The sequence below is a fragment of the Catenovulum agarivorans YM01 genome (genome assembly GCF_000281085.1).
In the GTDB taxonomy this organism is placed as follows: Bacteria; Pseudomonadota; Gammaproteobacteria; order Enterobacterales; family Alteromonadaceae; genus Catenovulum; species Catenovulum agarivorans.
This window is the reverse complement of the sequence record NZ_AJWM01000048.1, coordinates 105,995-124,018: the sequence shown is the minus strand read 5'-3', so window position 1 is coordinate 124,018 and position 18,024 is coordinate 105,995. Positions and strand designations below refer to the sequence as shown.

At 41.1% G+C, this 18,024-nt stretch carries 11 protein-coding genes; 8 read left to right on the top strand and 3 right to left on the bottom strand.

Translation table 11 applies throughout. The annotated features are described in order from the left end of the window. Positions 1 to 27 precede the first annotated feature (27 nt). Positions 28 to 831: a tRNA cyclic N6-threonylcarbamoyladenosine(37) synthase TcdA gene (tcdA, locus tag WSC_RS0101160; protein WP_026016599.1), complete on the top strand. Its 804-nt coding sequence runs from the start codon at positions 28 to 30 to the stop codon at positions 829 to 831. A 414-nt stretch (positions 832 to 1,245) separates the two neighbouring features. Here the strand turns inward: tcdA and WSC_RS0101150 are convergent, their stop codons facing one another. After that, positions 1,246 to 2,298, bottom strand: coding sequence for an aldo/keto reductase (locus WSC_RS0101150; RefSeq protein ID WP_016954079.1), 1,053 nt, complete (start codon positions 2,296 to 2,298; stop codon positions 1,246 to 1,248). A gap of 235 nt (positions 2,299 to 2,533) precedes the next feature. Here WSC_RS0101150 and WSC_RS0101145 point away from each other — a divergent pair, with 235 nt between their 5' ends. The 5 genes from WSC_RS0101145 (at position 2,534) to WSC_RS0101125 (ending at position 7,823) form a co-directional block, all read left to right on the top strand. After that, the gene (locus tag WSC_RS0101145) at positions 2,534 to 2,794 is read left to right on the top strand and encodes a DUF4212 domain-containing protein (protein WP_016954078.1); all 261 of its coding nucleotides are present in this window, start codon (positions 2,534 to 2,536) and stop codon (positions 2,792 to 2,794) included. A gap of 2 nt (positions 2,795 to 2,796) precedes the next feature. Continuing rightward, complete coding sequence (locus WSC_RS0101140; RefSeq protein WP_016954077.1) at positions 2,797 to 4,578, top strand: sodium:solute symporter family protein; 1,782 nt, start codon at positions 2,797 to 2,799, stop codon at positions 4,576 to 4,578. A gap of 131 nt (positions 4,579 to 4,709) precedes the next feature. Then, on the top strand, positions 4,710 to 6,305 hold the full coding sequence (locus tag WSC_RS0101135) for a cation:proton antiporter family protein (protein ID WP_016954076.1): 1,596 nt from the start codon (positions 4,710 to 4,712) through the stop codon (positions 6,303 to 6,305). Positions 6,306 to 6,390: 85 nt separating this feature from the next. Continuing rightward, a complete protein-coding gene (locus WSC_RS0101130; RefSeq protein WP_016954075.1) occupies positions 6,391 to 6,912 on the top strand; it encodes a GNAT family N-acetyltransferase in 522 nt (173 codons plus the stop codon). A gap of 92 nt (positions 6,913 to 7,004) precedes the next feature. Then, positions 7,005 to 7,823: a DUF1338 domain-containing protein gene (locus tag WSC_RS0101125; protein WP_169315450.1), complete on the top strand. Its 819-nt coding sequence runs from the start codon at positions 7,005 to 7,007 to the stop codon at positions 7,821 to 7,823. 38 nt (positions 7,824 to 7,861) lie between these two features. Here WSC_RS0101125 and WSC_RS0101120 read toward each other — a convergent pair whose 3' ends face one another. Beyond that, on the bottom strand, positions 7,862 to 8,182 hold the full coding sequence (locus tag WSC_RS0101120) for a hypothetical protein (protein ID WP_016954073.1): 321 nt from the start codon (positions 8,180 to 8,182) through the stop codon (positions 7,862 to 7,864). Between the two features lie 598 nt (positions 8,183 to 8,780). Continuing rightward, positions 8,781 to 11,981 (bottom strand): TonB-dependent receptor, encoded by a 3,201-nt coding sequence (locus tag WSC_RS0101110; protein ID WP_016954071.1) that lies wholly within the window; start codon positions 11,979 to 11,981, stop codon positions 8,781 to 8,783. Positions 11,982 to 12,227: 246 nt separating this feature from the next. On the opposite strand from WSC_RS0101110, the gene WSC_RS21550 reads away from it, so the two are divergent. Continuing rightward, positions 12,228 to 16,769 (top strand): alpha-1,6-glucosidase domain-containing protein, encoded by a 4,542-nt coding sequence (locus WSC_RS21550; protein WP_169315449.1) that lies wholly within the window; start codon positions 12,228 to 12,230, stop codon positions 16,767 to 16,769. Positions 16,770 to 16,923: 154 nt separating this feature from the next. Next, positions 16,924 to 18,024 (top strand): GGDEF domain-containing protein, encoded by a 1,101-nt coding sequence (locus WSC_RS0101100; protein ID WP_026016597.1) that lies wholly within the window; start codon positions 16,924 to 16,926, stop codon positions 18,022 to 18,024.

Sequence of the window (18,024 nt, the reverse complement as noted above, 5' to 3'; positions counted from 1 at the left end):
TTGGCTATAATCGCGCCTTTATCGCAAATGACTCAAGGTTTTACAGTGCGTACAGACAATTTCGACAACCGCTTTGGTGGTACCCAGCGTTTATATGGCGTTGAAGGCCTACAAAAAATTAATGCTGCACACGTGGCTGTTGTTGGTTTAGGTGGTGTTGGTAGTTGGATTGTTGAAGCACTCGCGCGCAGTGGCATTGGTAAACTCAGTTTGTATGATTTAGATGATATTTGTGTTTCGAATACCAATAGGCAAATTCATGCGGTGACCGGACAGTACGGTCAATCTAAAAGTTTAGCTATGGAGCAAAGAGTTAAACTGATTAATCCAGATTGTGTTGTGAACGCAGTAGAAGATTTTGTCGTTAAAGAGAACTTAGCTGAATATTTAACTAGCGACCTTGATTATGTGGTGGACGCTACCGATAGTGTTTTATCTAAAGCGGCCATGATTGCCCATTGCAAACGCAATAAAATTCGCATTGTCACTATTGGTGGCGCAGGCGGTCAGTTAGATCCTACACAGATTAAAGTGGCCGACCTTGCCAAAACCATTCAAGACCCGTTACTGGCTAAGGTGCGCAATACTTTGCGCCGCGAGTATAATTTTTCGAAAAATACCAAACGTAAATTTGGCGTAGAGGCAATTTATTCTACTGAGCAGTTAAAGTATCCAACCGCCTGTGGGCAGACTAGTTTAGCCAAACCTGAAAGTGGTGAAGTGGCTAAGTTAGATTGTGCGACGGGTTTTGGTGCCGCCACAGTGGTTACTGGCACCTTTGGTTTTTTTGCTGCATCTTTGGTTTTGAATAGAGTTAGTGGTAATAAATAATTCGGCAATAGTTGCTGCTAGACTCAATGAACTATGCCACAAAGTGCTAGGCCATAACTTTCGCAAAAACGCTGCAAGTACGTCCATGTAAGCTTCGCTTTTTCATCCCTGAAAAAGAGATTTTGCTCTAAGTTATTGCCCCAGCACTTTATTACCACTTCAAGCGCTGCTTCAGCCTTCCAACCAATCGTATTTAAGCCTACTTTTACCGAACAATTTAACTTCTTGCAGAAACTTCTTTTTAGCAGCTGAATTGATGTGTGAAAGTTGGTTGGGAGTGTTTTTTGAAAAACTTCCAATCGGTAGGGATACCGTTTGAGAGCGGGCCATGGATGGCCTTGCAGCGATTTTTCAAAAAATATCCCAACCAACTTGAGCTTCTATGCCACCTAGTGCACAGCGGATTCGAAACACCTAAAAAGGTGCTGGGTATTGTTGCTGAACTTCAGCCACTTGCTGTAAAACTTCTTCTGATAACTCAATAGCAAAAGCATCTATATCTTCTTTCAACTGGGCCATCGAAGTAGCGCCAATAATAGTAGAAGTAACACCATCCACCTGATCACACCAAGCCAACGCTAACTGACTTGCTGTCATGCCATGTTGTTCAGCAATTTGTTTATATGCAGCAACGGCTTTATGCGTGTTTTCAGTATCGCGGAACAAACCATTGCGTTGCGACTGGCTCCAACGTGAACCTTCAGGTTTCGCACCATTTAAATATTTACCGCTTAAAACACCACCACCTAGCGGAGACCAAGGTAAATAAGCAACATCTTGGTGGACACAGTTTTCAATTAAATACGGCCAGTCTTTGGTATGTAACAAACTAAACTCATTTTGAATTGACGTGATACGTGGCAAGTTGAATTCTTTACTCAATTGCACAAACTGATTAATGCCCCAAGGTGTATCGTCGGATAACCCTAAATAACGAATTTTCCCTGCTTTTACCGCTTGCTCGGCAGCCTGCAAAATTTCGCGCATTTGCGCTGTGTGCTGCTCTGCATCCACATCAGTAAAAGAGATAAAGTTTGGCATGTGCTTACCAAAATGCGGGGATGTGCGGTTTGGCCAATGCAATTGATATAAATCGATACAATCTGTTTGCAAACGCCCCAATGAAGCATCAATTGCCTTAGTGACAGCTTCACCAGTAATATCCCCTCCATCACGTATCCACGGAATGCCATTGCCGGCAATTTTACTGGCTAACACAAATTCATCCCTGCGAGATTTATTCGCGTTAATCCAATTACCAATGATTGTTTCTGTTGCGCCATAAGTTTCTGGGCTGGGAGGTACAGCATACATCTCTGCTGTATCAATAAAATTGATACCTTGCGCTAATGCATATTCAATTTGTTCATTTGCATCTTCTTGGGTGTTCTGATTGCCCCAAGTCATAGTGCCTAAACAAACGCGTGATACTGACAGACCACTTGAGCCTAATTGACTATATTTCATTATTCGTTTTATCCCAATAAAAAGCGTTTAACAAATACTGTTTAAGATAACAAAGCTAGGTTAACAGATAAATAAGTGAATTAACTCCAATCTATTGCTTGATTGGCAACAAAGCTAGGGCCTGTCAAAAACGAACATAAAATGCCACCAGTAGACATTTTTCCATTTAACCTAATATCAATACATGCTAACTTTTAGGAAACAAAATATAAACATTATAAAATTAGGGAAAAACATGGCTAACTCACTCAAGCCGGCTCAACAGTATTGGCGAGCCAACCTCAAACTTTTAGCAATTTGTCTTACCGTCTGGTTTGTTGTGTCTTTTGGCGCTGGCATACTTGCGGCTGACTTTTTTAACCAATGGCGTTTAGGTGGTTACCCGCTAGGCTTTTGGTTTGCCCAACAAGGTTCCATTTACACCTTTGTCGGCTTGATATTTTTCTACGCCAAACAAATGAATAAACTCGACCAAAAATACCAACAAGGAGAATAAAAATGGACTTACAAAGTATGATCTACCTTGTTGTTGGCGGCACCTTTTTAATCTACATGGGTATTGCCATACTAGCCCGCGCTGGCAGCACTGGCGAATTTTATGTCGCAGGTAAAGGCATTCACCCTGTAGCCAATGGTATGGCAACTGCAGCCGATTGGATGTCAGCCGCTTCGTTTATTTCTATGGCCGGACTAATCGCCTTTATTGGTTATGATGCATCCGCTTACCTAATGGGCTGGACTGGAGGCTACGTTTTACTGGCGCTGTTACTTGCCCCTTATTTACGAAAGTTTGGCAAATTCACTGTACCTGAATTTATTGGCGATAGATTTTACTCTAATGGCGCACGCATAGTGGCTGTCATTTGTTTACTAGTCGCGTCTATTACCTATGTAATCGGCCAAATGAAAGGCGTTGGTGTTGCATTTAGCCGCTTCTTAGAAATCGAATTTGAAGCTGGCGTAATGGTGGGTATGGCGATTGTATTTGTCTACGCTGTATTAGGTGGCATGAAAGGCATTACCTATACCCAAATCGCCCAGTATGTGATTTTGATTTTCGCCTACACAGTACCAGCTGTGTTTATATCACTGCAATTAACTGGCAATCCACTGCCACAATTAGGCTTAGGCTCTGAAATGGCCAGCGGGGATGGAATTTATCTCCTCGATAAACTGGATGCCACCCTCAAAGATCTCGGTTTTGCGGCATTTACCGAGCAAAAAGGCTCTGACATGAATTTGTTTCTACTCACCATGTCATTGATGATAGGTACAGCCGGTTTACCACATGTAATAATTCGCTTCTTTACCGTACCCGGTGTTAAAGAAGCACGTAGCTCTGCAGGTTGGGCGTTGGTATTTATCGCAATTTTATACACCACAGCACCTGCTGTTGGTGCTATGGCGATGTTTAATGTGTTAAAAACCGTCCAGCCTGAAGTGACTGAAGTCGCTGGTACAGAACAAGCTTTACCCGCAAAAGTTAACTCACTTGAAGTAACCGACAAACCGCAATGGTTTAGCACTTGGGAAAATACAGGTTTACTGCAAGTTGAAGATAAAAACGGCGACGGCCAAATACAATATTACAATGACAAAAACCCAGACTTTGCCGCCAAAGCAGCAGAACAAGGTTGGCAGGGTAATGAGTTAACTAAAGTTGACCGCGACATTATGGTGTTAGCTAACCCAGAAATCGCGCAATTGCCAAATTGGGTGATCGCCTTAGTTGCAGCGGGCGGTATTGCAGCAGCGCTTTCAACTGCAGCTGGCTTATTATTGGCAATATCTTCAGCTATTTCGCATGATTTATTAAAACGCACCTTTAAACCAGATATTTCAGAAAAAGCAGAACTGAACGCGGGTCGCATGGCTATGGCAGGGGCAATTTTAATCGCTGGTTATTTAGGTATAAATCCACCTGGTTTTGCAGCTCAAGTGGTTGCCCTCGCCTTTGGTTTAGCTGCCGCGAGTATTTTTCCAGCGCTTATGATGGGAATCTTTAGCAAACGCATTAACAACCATGGTGCAATTGCAGGTATGTTAGCTGGTTTGTTGACTACATTATTATATATCTTCGCGTACAAAGGTTTCTTCTTTGTGCAAGGTACAGAATTATTTGCTAATACCCCTGATAATTGGTGGTTAGGTATTTCACCGGAAGCTTTTGGTGCAATTGGCGCATTAATCAACTTTACTGTAGCTAATGTGGTTGCACGCACAACTGCAGAGCCACCAGCTGAAATTGCTCAGTTAGTTGAAGATATTCGTACGCCTTAACTCCTCTATTAGCAGGTTGCTGCCAAGTGGCCTGCTTTATCCAGCTATTTGAAAAACCACTAAAAGTCATGCTTAACACAGTTCAAGCTTTCCTTTATGATAGGTGTTAACTTGGTTACAGGGTTTTCTGCATGGATTTTTATTGGATTCTCATCGTTTTTGTTTTTGGATTTGCGTTAAAACAAATAGGTTTGCCACCTATGATAGGCTATCTAATTGCAGGTTTTGCTATGCACGCTTATGGCATTTCGCCTTTGCAAAACGTGGAAACCCTCGCAGATCTCGGTATCACCCTGCTACTCTTTACCATAGGCTTAAAAGTAAAAGTTAAAGAACTGACTGATAAAGTTGTGCTCGGTGGTGCGATCCACCCTATGGTGATCACCACAGTTATTGTAGCACTCGGCAGTCTATTTTTTGGGGTTATTACCACCACAGCTTTATTTGATATTTCATGGCAAACCGCAGCATTAATAGGTTTTGCCTTGAGCTTTTCAAGTACAGTTTGTGTGGCAAAAATACTCGAAGAAACCGGTGAGCTGAAAACCCGCCACGGTAAAGTTTCAATTGGTATTTTAGTTATTCAAGACTTTGCTGCCGTGATCTTTTTAGTTGCGGCCTTAGGCGCATTACCAAGCATTTGGGCATTGTTGCTGGTGCTACTGATTCCAGCGCGTAAAATCTTCAATAAATTACTCGACCAAGCTGGTCACGGTGAGTTATTGCCCTTAATTGGTTTCTGCTTTGCCTTTGGTGGTTATGAACTCTTTTATGCGGTTGATTTAAAAGGTGATTTAGGCGCACTTATAGCTGGCATGCTATTAAGCTCACACGTTAAATCCAACGAGTTATATAAATCTTTGATGAACTTTAAAGATTTGTTCTTAATTGGCTTTTTTATCTCTATCGGTTTTACCGCACTGCCTACATGGGAAACCTTCGCGTTAGCCATAACACTTGTTGCGCTAATACCAGTTAAATTCGCTATTTTCTTCTACATATTGGCGAAACTAAAATTGCGTGCACGTACCAGCTTTTTGACGGCTATGGCACTAGCCAACTTTAGTGAATTTGGTTTAATTGTTGCGAAAATATCAGTTGAGAAAAACTGGTTAGCGCCAGATTGGTTAGTTGCAATTGCTATCGCAGTAACCTTATCTTTTATCGTTAGCAGCCTAGTATTCAAAAATGCCCATTTATATTTTAGCCGCTATAAAAAGCACATTCTTAAATATGAAGCCGATGCAACGGTCAACAATACCTGCCCTAATTTACCAACCTCAGCCGAAGTACTGATAGTAGGTATGGGACGTGTCGGTAGTGGTAGTTACGATGCTTTGTCGGAATTAATTGGTGAGAAAGTCTGGGGGATAGATGCTGATTCCGACCGCATTGATAAACATAACCTAGCCAACAGGAAAGTTGCTTTAGCGGATGCTGAAGATATCGAATTTTGGGAACAAATAAACTTACATCAAGTTCAGTTAGTAATGCTTGCACTGCCGTCTTTAGCCGACATGAAAAACGTCATTATGCAGCTGAAACTATGTAACTACCAAGGGCAAATAGCGGCGATATCTCAATACACAGACGAAAGCGAATTGTTAGTTAAAGCTGGCGCTCATACTGTATTTAACTACCACAAAGAGATAGGTACAGGTTTTGCCAAAGAAAGTTTAAACCTGTTAAGGCAAGCTGATTCGGCTTTACCTTTAGCACATCAATAAATTTTTTTGCTGGTCTTACTTGTGGGGGTAAGACTCAGCAACTATATTTTTTACACACACTAAATTTGACTACAGGAAGTAAGGTATGATGCCCCCACACAAGCCATCTACACACAAATCAGTTGCTCAACAACTGCTCCCTCAATTAGAAAACGAACTTAAATATATTGCGGTTGATGCCAACCAAGTAGACACTTGTTTAGAGTTTTACCGCGAGCTTGAATTCCTCAATCAAGGACACGTTGAAGCTTTTTGTCCTGCTAGTAACAAAATAACTTTGGCGCAAAAAATTAACCAAGCGGATTATCATATTGAACTGGTTTATTGGCACGATGAAGTAATAGGTTTAATTGAATACAGTAGTGATAACCAAGCGAACTCGAATTATTTAAACAACCTCTTTTTACGCCGCCAATATCGTAGTTCAGGTTTTGCAGAGGTGATATTGCAGCACGTGTATGGCTATTTTAAACAACAACAAAAGCAGCAGCTCTTAAGCAAAATAAACATCAATAACAATTTAGCCATGCGATTTTTCCGCAAACACCAATGGCAATATTATGGACAACCGCAAGAGCAAACTCAGTGGATGCAGATGGAGCTTTGAAATAGCAGCACAGTGTCAGCATACCCAACATAGCGCAGTTACAAATCCCCGACTATACTGACTAGATTAAATAATGCTCAATGGGTGGTGTTATGGCACGTCCAAGCTTTCCTCATTTAATGCACAAGCTCTGGGTTGATTATGTCGCCCTCAACCCTGATGCGGATAAAATCCATGATTTGTTGTCGCCCAATCAACAAGTCGTCAATGACCATATTGCACTGCGCACACTTGATCACCCTGATATCAATATATTTGTCCTCGCGCAGTTTTTTGAAAAATATGGATTTGTTGAACAAGATACCTATAACTTCACTGAAAAAAAGCTTAAAGCGAAATATTACCAACACCCAACAGAAACGAGTTGGCCAAAAATATTTATCTCACAATTAATCTTGAATGAATTTCCAACAAAGGTGCAAAAGCTGTTAACCGACAAAGTGGCACAAATTCCGGCGAATAAATTAAAAACAGAACGTTTATTATATGCTGGCCGCTTGTGGTCGTGTACCTATGATGAATATTTGGCGCTGGCAAACGTGTCTGAATATGCGGCTTGGTGGGCAGCGCTAGGTTTTCACGCCAATCACTTTACCATTTTGGTTAATAGCTTAAAAACCAAAGGTGGTGACAGTATAAATATAGAGCAAGTCAATCAATCACTAAAACTCCTTGGTTATAAACTGAATGTGCATGGCGGTGAAATTAAGGGCTCTGAACAAGACAGGCTGCTGCAATCATCTACTTTGGCGTATCAGAAAAAAATGCCATTTAATGATGGTATGTATTCTATACCTACCTGTTATTACGAATTTGCTCAGCGTTTTAGCGATGAAGATGGCCAACAGTTTGATGGTTTTGTACCAAATTCAGCAGATAAAATTTTCCAAAGCACAGATAGAAATCAGTAATCTGGATTTGGGGGATAACAGAGTAACTAAAAGCTAGCTTAAACTGTTTCGTTGATAATGCGCCCAACAACATTACCAACATCTGTTGGTAATTTACTATTCGCTAACGCAGTGTTGGCTTGCACGGAAAAAGATACTAGCTTATCTGTTAAAGGGTCGCCCTTGCCTATGCCGGATAATAAGTTACCAGTGACACCTATTTGCTGAGCAGCAACGCCGGCGAGTAACTCTTCTTTTGTTTGCGCTTGGTTTTGTTGAGCAAGGTTGATTGAGTTAGCGGTTAACGATGGTTTATTTTGCGCAAATGTTTGCTGCAAAATTGATTGATTTAAACCAGATTGAATTGAATTAATCGCCATACTACTCACCTTAAAATCGTGCGAATTTCTTTGTTAAATATAGAACAACTAGGTGAATAAATAAACAACAATCATAGCACCTCTGTAGTTACCAAGTTGAATTGGTGTGTTGTGAGCAAAATTTCACAAAATGAAATCGCTGGTAAATAGGTGCAAGTGGGCTTGAGAGTTAGGGTCAATTCACCAAACGCTTCTAGCCATCCGTGGTCGCTCGCCGATTGCATCCATGCAATCGGAGGTTGGTTCATTGTCCCTAACTCCCAACCCCCATCATACATTGGTGTTGCGACCTTTGCATAAGAAGAATAATCTCGATTAAATTTTAGGAATACCATAGCTAGACATAACACAAAAAATATACAGCAATAAAAAAGTTATTGCTCTAGCAATTTCCCTATATTGCACAATGTAAAAAGCGCCGAATCACTGCAACCAGCTTGACCTTCCCTGCCCTAATTATTCAAGCAATACCAGTTCCAGTACACTATAGGAAATTTCTGGGGTTAAACTTAACAAACAAAAAAGCCCATATACATGGCTACAAGTATATGGGCTTGGCGTCAAACATCCTTATCCAAGGATGACAAAGAACAGAGAATTACAGACTGTAGTTGAAACCAAAGAAGTAGTTACGACCAAAGTATTGGATCGTACCAGTTTTGCTTTCATCACCGAAATACGAGCGATTCGCTTCGTCGGTTAAGTTATTAATAGAGAAAATCACACTCATATTATCGTTAATATTGTACTTAGCTTGATAATCAATAATGGTTTCTTCAGCGAAGAAAGCCGATTGATCAGAACCAACAGCAACCTGACGGCCTAAGTACGATTCACGATATTTAGCATTTAAGTGAGTTTCAAACTTATTGTCGTAGTTATAAAACAAAGTGAAGCTATAAATACTTGGCGATAAACCTTCAATTGGTGTTTCTAAATCACCTTGGCCATTACCAATATTGACCACAGTGGTAATTTCACTTTCAGTGTGCGAATAACTGCCAGAGAAACCTAAACCATTAAACGGCTCAGGTAAAAAGTCGAAAGTTTGGGTATAACCAATTTCATAACCACGGATATACCCGCCGGTATCATTGTTCACGGTTACAGTTAAATCCCCAGGCTCAACTGGACGGCCACTATCCGAGAATGTAGGTAGATCAATACCAGCATCGGCAAATGGGAAATCAAAAATGGTTACAGTATCCGTAAACGACTGAATTTCTTTGTTAAAGTAAGCGACGAAGAAAGTACCGTCAGTTTCAGTGAAATAATGCTCATACGCAATATCCCACTGTGTTGCTTGGAATGGCTCTAAATATGGACTGGTACTCATATCCATATGAACTACATCTTTACCATCCCGGCCGCGATTATATTCGTAGTTAAAGTTACCACTCACCGCCATTTGTGCCATGTCCGGGCGAGCAATTACTTTAGCAATTGCAAACTTCAAATTATCATTATCGGTTAAGGACAAGTTTAAGTTTAACGACGGCAACCAATTATCAAATTCATGGGTAATTTCGCGATGCAAATGCGTTGACTCTGTGCGACCAACATCATCGGTAATCGCATCACCTGTATCTATGGTTTCCATGGCTACTTGACCATCGCTGGCGATAATTGGCTCTCCATTTTCATCAGTTTTAATGCGGCGAGAAGTTGGTGCAGACGATACGCCTATTGCTGTTTGCGCAGTATCTACATACCGAATACCTATATTACCGGTTAATGGTAAATCAAAAACTGTTGTATCAATATTCGCCATGACATAAGCTGATTTAACTTCTTCTTTAATTTCTCTGTCATTGGTAATAGTCCAATCAGCCGCCCATACATCAACCGCACTGCGATCAAGTGGGTTGCCTTGGCTATCAACCAACCATTTATCTGCAATGGCTTCATTGTCAATCGCAATAAATGATGGAAGCGATGAGAACTCACCACCTAAATTCACAACTTTAACTTCATCCGCGCTCAACTGATATGGCTGAAAACGCATCACCTCTTGACCACCTTCAAAAACAATATAATTGCCTTGACGCATATCATCCCAAGAGCGTTTATTTAAGTGCTGTCCATTTTCAAAATGACCAGGGCCACCGTATGACCACACACCACGCTCTAACAAGTGTTTACGCTCAGAAACGCGTACACCTGCTTCTAGCGAGCGAATATAGTCATTTTCTAATTCATATTTTAAATCAAGGCGCAGAGCATCCGCTTGATTTTCTTCATAACGAGGGAATTGTGAATAGCTAGATACCATCATTTTGTTGGTGTCGGTAAAATCTACAGTCTCACCCGCTTTATTTGTAATATTCACAGTTGGCACTTTTAAGCCATTCATGTGGTAATCAAGCACTAAGTCTGTTTCGACTTTTGGCGTCGCTACCGCAGAGTCTTCAAACATAATTAAACTAACAGTGCGGTCAAAAGAGTCTTCCGACGCTTTTGAGTGTGACCAGTCAGCAGAAATAGTTAAATTATCTATCACCCAAGTTGCATTTAAACCTAAAGTAAGTGTATCACTTTTGGTCGTTGCATCATCGGCCATATTGGTGATGTGTAATGGATTTACCCCTGAATTAGACAAATTATCAACACAAGGGGCTTGAATTTTCCCATCAGATGTTGCTTTGCAGGGATTAGCAGGGTCGTCATAGCTTGCAAAAGGTGTATTTAATGAAGAGTAGTAAGTACCGCCAATAATCGAATAACCAATTTCGTCATTGCCAACCACAGTTGGGTTTTCCATTTCGATAGTGCGCAAATGATTGGTCGAATTAATCCCACCTAAACCTTGTACTTGTAAACCACGATCCCAAGCTTGAGATTCAAAAGTGGAGTAAAATGCATCCGCTTTTATTGAAAAATCATCGGTTGGTTGCCATACAAGCGCAGTCATAAAACCGTTACGCTCATCTTCACCACCACGCGACATCATTTCGAAACCACCGCTATAAGCAAAACAACCATTTTCACGCCAGTCAGGGTCTGAAGTTGGGCTGCCACAATTGCTTAAACCTTGTAAACCGTCGTAACGTACTTGGTCATAACTGTAACCATAACCAACAAATTGAGTTGATACACGTGGTTGGAATAAACGTGCCGCACCAACAGCTAAACCCAAAGTGTCATCTAGAAACTTAGTTTGATATGAAAAGCTCAGTCTATGACCAACAGACTCTGCATCAGGGTGATCGCCTGAACGTGAATTGCCAGTTAACTGAAGATTAAAATTCATTTTAGTATCGTCAGTCAATGACAAAGGATTTGCCGTTTCTAAGTCAACCGTACCAGCAACACCACCTTCAATCAGAGATGCTTTTTGTGATTTATGCACTTTAGCTGTCGTAATTAACTCTGAAGGAAACTGCGAAAACTCAACACTGCGGCCCCCTGCTGTTGAAACTTGCTCACGACCATTTAAAGTTGCAAATACATATTGGCCAGACAAACCACGAATATTTAGTTCACTCGCTTGTCCACCGTTACGAATGGCAGTTACCCCAGCTAAGCGAGATAATGCATCTGAAATGGATAAATCAGGTAACGAGCCTAAATCATCCGCAGTAACAGCATCCACCATAGTATCTGAGAATCGTTTGATATTTACCGACTCAATTAAACTGCGGCGCATACCTGTTACCTGAATAACTTCGGTCTCTGCTTGCTCTTCTACTTGCTCAACGTCCGTTTCAGCTTCTTGTACTTCCTGTGCATGTAAAGAAGTCATGGTCATACCACTGGTTAACAAGGCTAAGGTTAACAAGCTTGGTTTGAATTGGCTCATATGCATCTATCCTCAAACTCTTTTTATATTGTCGAATTAAAATGTGTTCCACCTGCCCACTCATTAAAGAAAATTAAGCAAATGGATTCTTGATTAATTGCATAATAACTAAGCCGTGGTTAAGAAATGGTTAAGAAAAAAACATTTTTCCTTAACCATTTCTTAACCAGTGTTTTTGTAAGCTATGCACAATGTCCAAAATGGGCGCGATTTTCCGAACTGAGTTTCAGCACTGGAGTACAACACATGATAGAAAGAAAGATACAGATATCTCTAGTAGCAGCAACGGTTAGTGCTGCACTAGCAGGATGTAACGTGTCAAACGAAAAAGGGCTGGATGAAGTCGACAACATCAACCATGTAGATACAGGGTTGATTTGCCAAGCTCCATCCACAATAAAAGTAGACAGTTTTGGTACGGCAATATTAGATGAAAATGGTGCAAAGAGCTGTGAAATAGTAGAAAAAGCCTGTTTGGGTGGGGCTTTTAATCCAATCTTAAACGCCTGTGAAGGTAAAGGACGTCACGAACAAGCGCCAGAAACTGACTTAGCGCTCGCTGAGGATGGTTACGCTGTTATCTTCTTTACTATGGATGGTTTATCGGCAGATGATTTATCCGATCCTGGTAATCAAATTATTATCCATGCATGGAATAACGCCAACTGTAATGCATTTGATCCAAACAGCATAGTACCTGGTGACAGTAACGATTTGACCCAAGACACTTATTGGGCAACAGATTGGGCAACCGGCATTTTGCCTACAGGTTACGACGATAACTATGGTTTATTCTGGAAGTTTAAACTAGTTGACGGCCATAACGACTGTGCAAACTTTATCATTCACCGCGACTCAACCAAATACCCAGATGGTGATATGAAAGCCTTTTTGGGCGATACAAACCCAAATAAATTGTCATATATAAAACTTGGCGAAACGAGTTTAGAAACTGGCGCTGCAGTTGATCCATATTTCAGCTTACCATCTGATCCAGTTGATGGATTACGAGCTATAAACACAGAGCTTGCAGCACATTGGTTTGACACCGACGTCTTATTGTTAAATGACGATAAAGCGCAAAGCATACGTTTATATTACTCACAAACCCAACCTAAACTATTCCCTGGAGATGGTTACCGCGGCGTACCTTATGTTGAATTTGTTCGTAGCGAAAATGCTTTAACAGACGAACAAAAAAGCAGAGCTATGTATCGCAGCGGTATGACCACCTTTGAAACAGCAGAGCCAATTGACGAGGCAGTTGCCAAACAAATGCTCAAATCGCGTCTTGTGGCGGTTGCTTTAGATGCCAATGGTGACCAATATACAGGAAACCTAGTGCAAACAGCAGGTGTACTAGACGCACTTTATACCATGGGTGATAACGACGCCGATGAAGCAACTTTAGGCATTGTTTACGATGGTGATAACGTAACAGCTTCGGTATGGGCGCCAACTGCATCTGACGTTAAGTTAAAACTTTACAATGATATGGATAGCAGTGGTAACTATAGCTCAACTGGTGAAATGGCAATGACCTTTGACGATACCACTGGTATTTGGTCATACACAGGCACTCGAGCTGATTTAGACCGAAAACTATTCCGCTACAACATCAGCGTTTATCACCACTTAAACGATAACTTTGAAAACTATGAAGTCATAGATCCATACGCGATCAGTTTAACCACAAATGGCCGTTATGCGCGTTTTGTTGACTTAAACGACGCTGACTTAAAACCAGAAAATTGGGACACACACACAATCCCAACAATTGAAAACCCTGAAGATGCCGTTGTTTATGAAGGGCATATTCGCGACTTTTCAATTATGGATGAATCTACCCCTGCCGCACACAGAGGTAAATACCTTGCATTTACACACAACGACTCAGCGCCAGTTCAGCACTTAAAATCTTTAGCTGACGCTGGGTTAACCCACTTCCAAGTATTACCAGCTAACGATATTGCATCAATTGATGAAAATACCGCAAATCGTATCGAACTAGACGATACAGTTGGTGACTTATGTGCAATTAATGCCAATGCACAAATTTGTTCAATTGCTCAAGACAATGTCGTGATCCGCGACTTGCTCGATAATTACTCACCTACCAGTGAACGTGGCCGTCAATTGTTGAACGATATAAAGGACTTAGATGGCTTTAATTGGGGCTACGACCCGTACGCATTTAACGCACCTGAAGGTAGTTATGCAACTAACCCAGAAGATACTTCACGCATAGTTGAAATGCGTGCCATGGTGCAAGCGTTACATGAAATGGGTTTACGTACCTCGTTAGACGTTGTTTACAACCACACTAGCTCTTCTGGTTTATGGGACAACTCTGTGTTAGACAAAATCGTCCCGGGATATTATCAAAGGTTAAATACTCAAACTGGTGACGTTTTAGGCGATTCATGCTGCCAAGATACAGCGACTGAACACAAAATGGCGGCTAAGTTAATGACTGATACTTTAGTGTCTTGGTCTGTTAACTTTAAGTTTGACGCTTTCCGCTTCGACTTAATGAACTTAGTAATGAAAGAAGCTATGTTGGATGCAAGAGACGCAGTAACAGCCGTTGATGCAGACACCTACTTTTATGGCGAAGGTTGGCCGTTTGGCCCAGTACAAGCTCAAGGCGCCACTCAGGCAACTATGGCTGGTACGTCTATTGGTTCCTTCTCTGATGTACAACGTGACGGCGTACGTAACGGTGCATTGTTTACCTCAGGCGGCAACGGCAATGATGTAGACAACATTCGCATTGGTTTAGCGGGTAACATTTCTGATTACACCTTTAAATCTGCCAGTGGTGTATTTGCTGAAGCAAATACCTTTAACAAACCGGGTCAGTCGCAAGATCCAGCAGATACCATCAACTATGTAGATAAACACGACAATGAAACTTTATGGGATCAATTGCAGTATTCATTAGGTGACGACTGGAGTGCTTGGGATCGTGCACGAGCCCATGTGGTAGCTGGTTCATTCCCATTATTGAGCCAAGGTATTCCATTTATGCAAATGGGTTCTGACCTACTGCGTTCAAAATCAATGGACAGAAATACTTACAACTCAACCGATTATTTAAATAAAGTTGATTTCACCAAAACAACTAATAATTGGGGTGTGTCACTACCTGTTGAAGTAACTAACTACGACAGAACGGTCGAATTACTTCAAAACTCAAATATTCAAGTCGACAATAGTGAAATTAGTTTCGCGTCTGATGCATATAAAGAGTTATTAAAAATCCGCTCTGGTAGCAAACTATTCCGTTTAAATACCGCTGAGCAAATTAAAGACCGAGTTGGGTTCCACAATGTTGGTGCTAGTCAAACTCACGGTGTAATTGTTATGAGTATTGATGATGGTGCTGGTTGTTTGTTAGCAGTCCAAGACTTTGAAGGCAACTGTGACCAAACGAATACCGACAACTTAAGAGCGGACTTAGATGCCAATTACGATGCAATGGTTGTTGTCTTTAATGGAACTCAGTCTGAACAAACTATGACGATTCCAACTGCAACTGACTTTGAGCTACATTCAGTACAACAAGGCTCTGCAGATAACACAGTTGCATCGTCTAGCTTTAGCTCAGATGCAGACAACGGATATTTTACTGTACCAGCGTTAACAACCGCTGTATTTGTTAAAAACCAAGATGGTGTTCAAGGTGCTGGTTTAAGTGCGCTTGCAACAGTTGGTCGCCCTGATGTACCGCCTTATGGGGCCACTGATTTATACTTAGTTGGTACAGTTACCAGTTGGGATCATCCAACAGGGGTAGAAGGTGAAACCAATGTTGCACCAAAAATCCCATTCGTAGGCAACTCAAGCTATGCAATAAATGTAACACTTGAGGCTGGTAGTTATGAATTCAAAGTGGCGCCTGTTGGATGGGGATATCCAAATATTGGCGATGGTGGTGATATAGGTCAAGTTGATGTAACTCTTGGACAATCTCATATTTTACGAACGAATGGCGACAATGTAGCAATAACTATTGAGGAAGCCGGAACTTACACCTTTATCTTAAACGGCTCTGACCGCAATGCACCAAGCATTATAGTTAAACCTGCAGCTGATAAACCTAAATTTGCAGCAACCGCTTATATCCGTGGAACGGTAAATGCGAACGGCGGCTGGAATACAGAAGATCCAATGTTGTATGTTGGCAATGGTAAATATGTAACCTCGATATATCTAGAATCTAGTGATGACAACTACATGTTTAAACTAGCATCGGAAGATTGGGGCACAATTAACTTCGGTGCAACAGGTTCTAGTGTGACTTTGGGTCAAGCGCTAACCCTAAGCAGCACAGACAATGACAATATATCCTTACCAATTACAGAATCAGGTGACTATGTATTTGAGGTGGATGCAGCTAACCCAGCAGCACCAATATTGACCGTAAGCAAAGAAACCCTACCTTACTCAGGTACTGCAGCGCATTTACGTGGCTTTAATGGCGACTGGGGTACTCCATACAGCTTCACCTACTATGGTGCTGGTTACTATGGGTTAGACCTTAAAGCAACGTCTAATACCTTGTTTAAGATTGCTGACGCAAGCTGGGCAAGCATAAACTTTGGTATGGACTATACGTGGCACACAGGGACATTTGGTAATACTTCAGCCCTTGCAAATGGAGGGGCAGATATTAACCTTAATGTATCCGGCGATACAGACTTACGCATGATAATGCAGGTTACTGACGACGCTAGTAATGCAGCAACATTACAAGTCATCAATATCGCTGAGTACGACTACTAATCGAAACTTTGGAAATCCCCCGAGCATGGATGCTTACTTCCAAAAAGCGCTAATAAATTTAGCGCTTTTTTATTGGTTTTTACTATTTTGTCTAGATAGTTAACAAATTCCCGCTAGACTTAAGTTAAACGGAAAAAACTATAAACGAGTTGGCGTGTTCAGTTTTATCAAACAACAATTCATCAAATATTGCCAAAGTGGCATCCCTGAATATGCAGATACGGAAGATCGTCGGCGTATAATGATCATCAATTTATTTGCGTTGGTTGGCAGTAGCCTCACCTTGGTAATGGGATTACGCGCATGGTCTGAAGACAACTTTTTGTTAGCGATAGTCTTAAATATTGCAGCTGTAGTATTTTTACTTGCCCACTTATGTATTCGATTTTCATCAAATTATCAGTTGCCCGCACGCTTAGTTTTATATTGTTTAACTATGCTTATGCTCTATCTAGTTTATTCAGGTGGGGTTGATAACACAGGGCTGCTCTGGGTTTATATTCTGCCACCAGTTGCACTATTCTTAGGTGGCTTATCAACTGGTTTAGTCAATATCATACTATTTAGCTGTTTAAGCTCATTTTTACTCTACTTTCATGGAGGGTCGTTAATGGCAGCAGACTATTCAGACAGCTATAAACTTAGGTTTATCTTGTCTTTTTTTACCGTAACCTTTTTGTCATGTTGTTATGAGTACTCACGCAAAGCTTCGTATCAACATATCCAGAGTTTAAGCGACAAGTTTGAATTGATGGCGAAAACCGATTCGCTGACAGGCTTGGCCAACCGCCGAGAAATGATGGAACAAATACAAAAAGAATACGCTCGTATTAATCGCAACAACGATACTTTATCGCTATTACTGATAGACGTAGATAGATTTAAATCAATTAACGATGGCTATGGGCATGATATCGGAGATATTGTTCTGCAACACCTAGCGAAAATTCTTGCCAACAATATACGAGCACATGATTTAGTCGCCAGATGGGGCGGTGAGGAGTTTTTAGTTATGTTACCGGAAACTAATCTCCAACAAGCTGTTGATGTTGCTGAAAAACTACTAAACAAGGTGGCTTCACACGATTTTGAAGTAAAGCATTTTCGCAGGCAAGTTACCATAAGTATTGGTGTAACTGAATTACACAATCAACAAACCATTACTAGTGCGATTGCAAGAGCAGATAAATACCTATATCAAGCCAAACAAAGTGGCCGGAATAAAGTGTGTTTTGAGGTAATAGAACCTGTATAA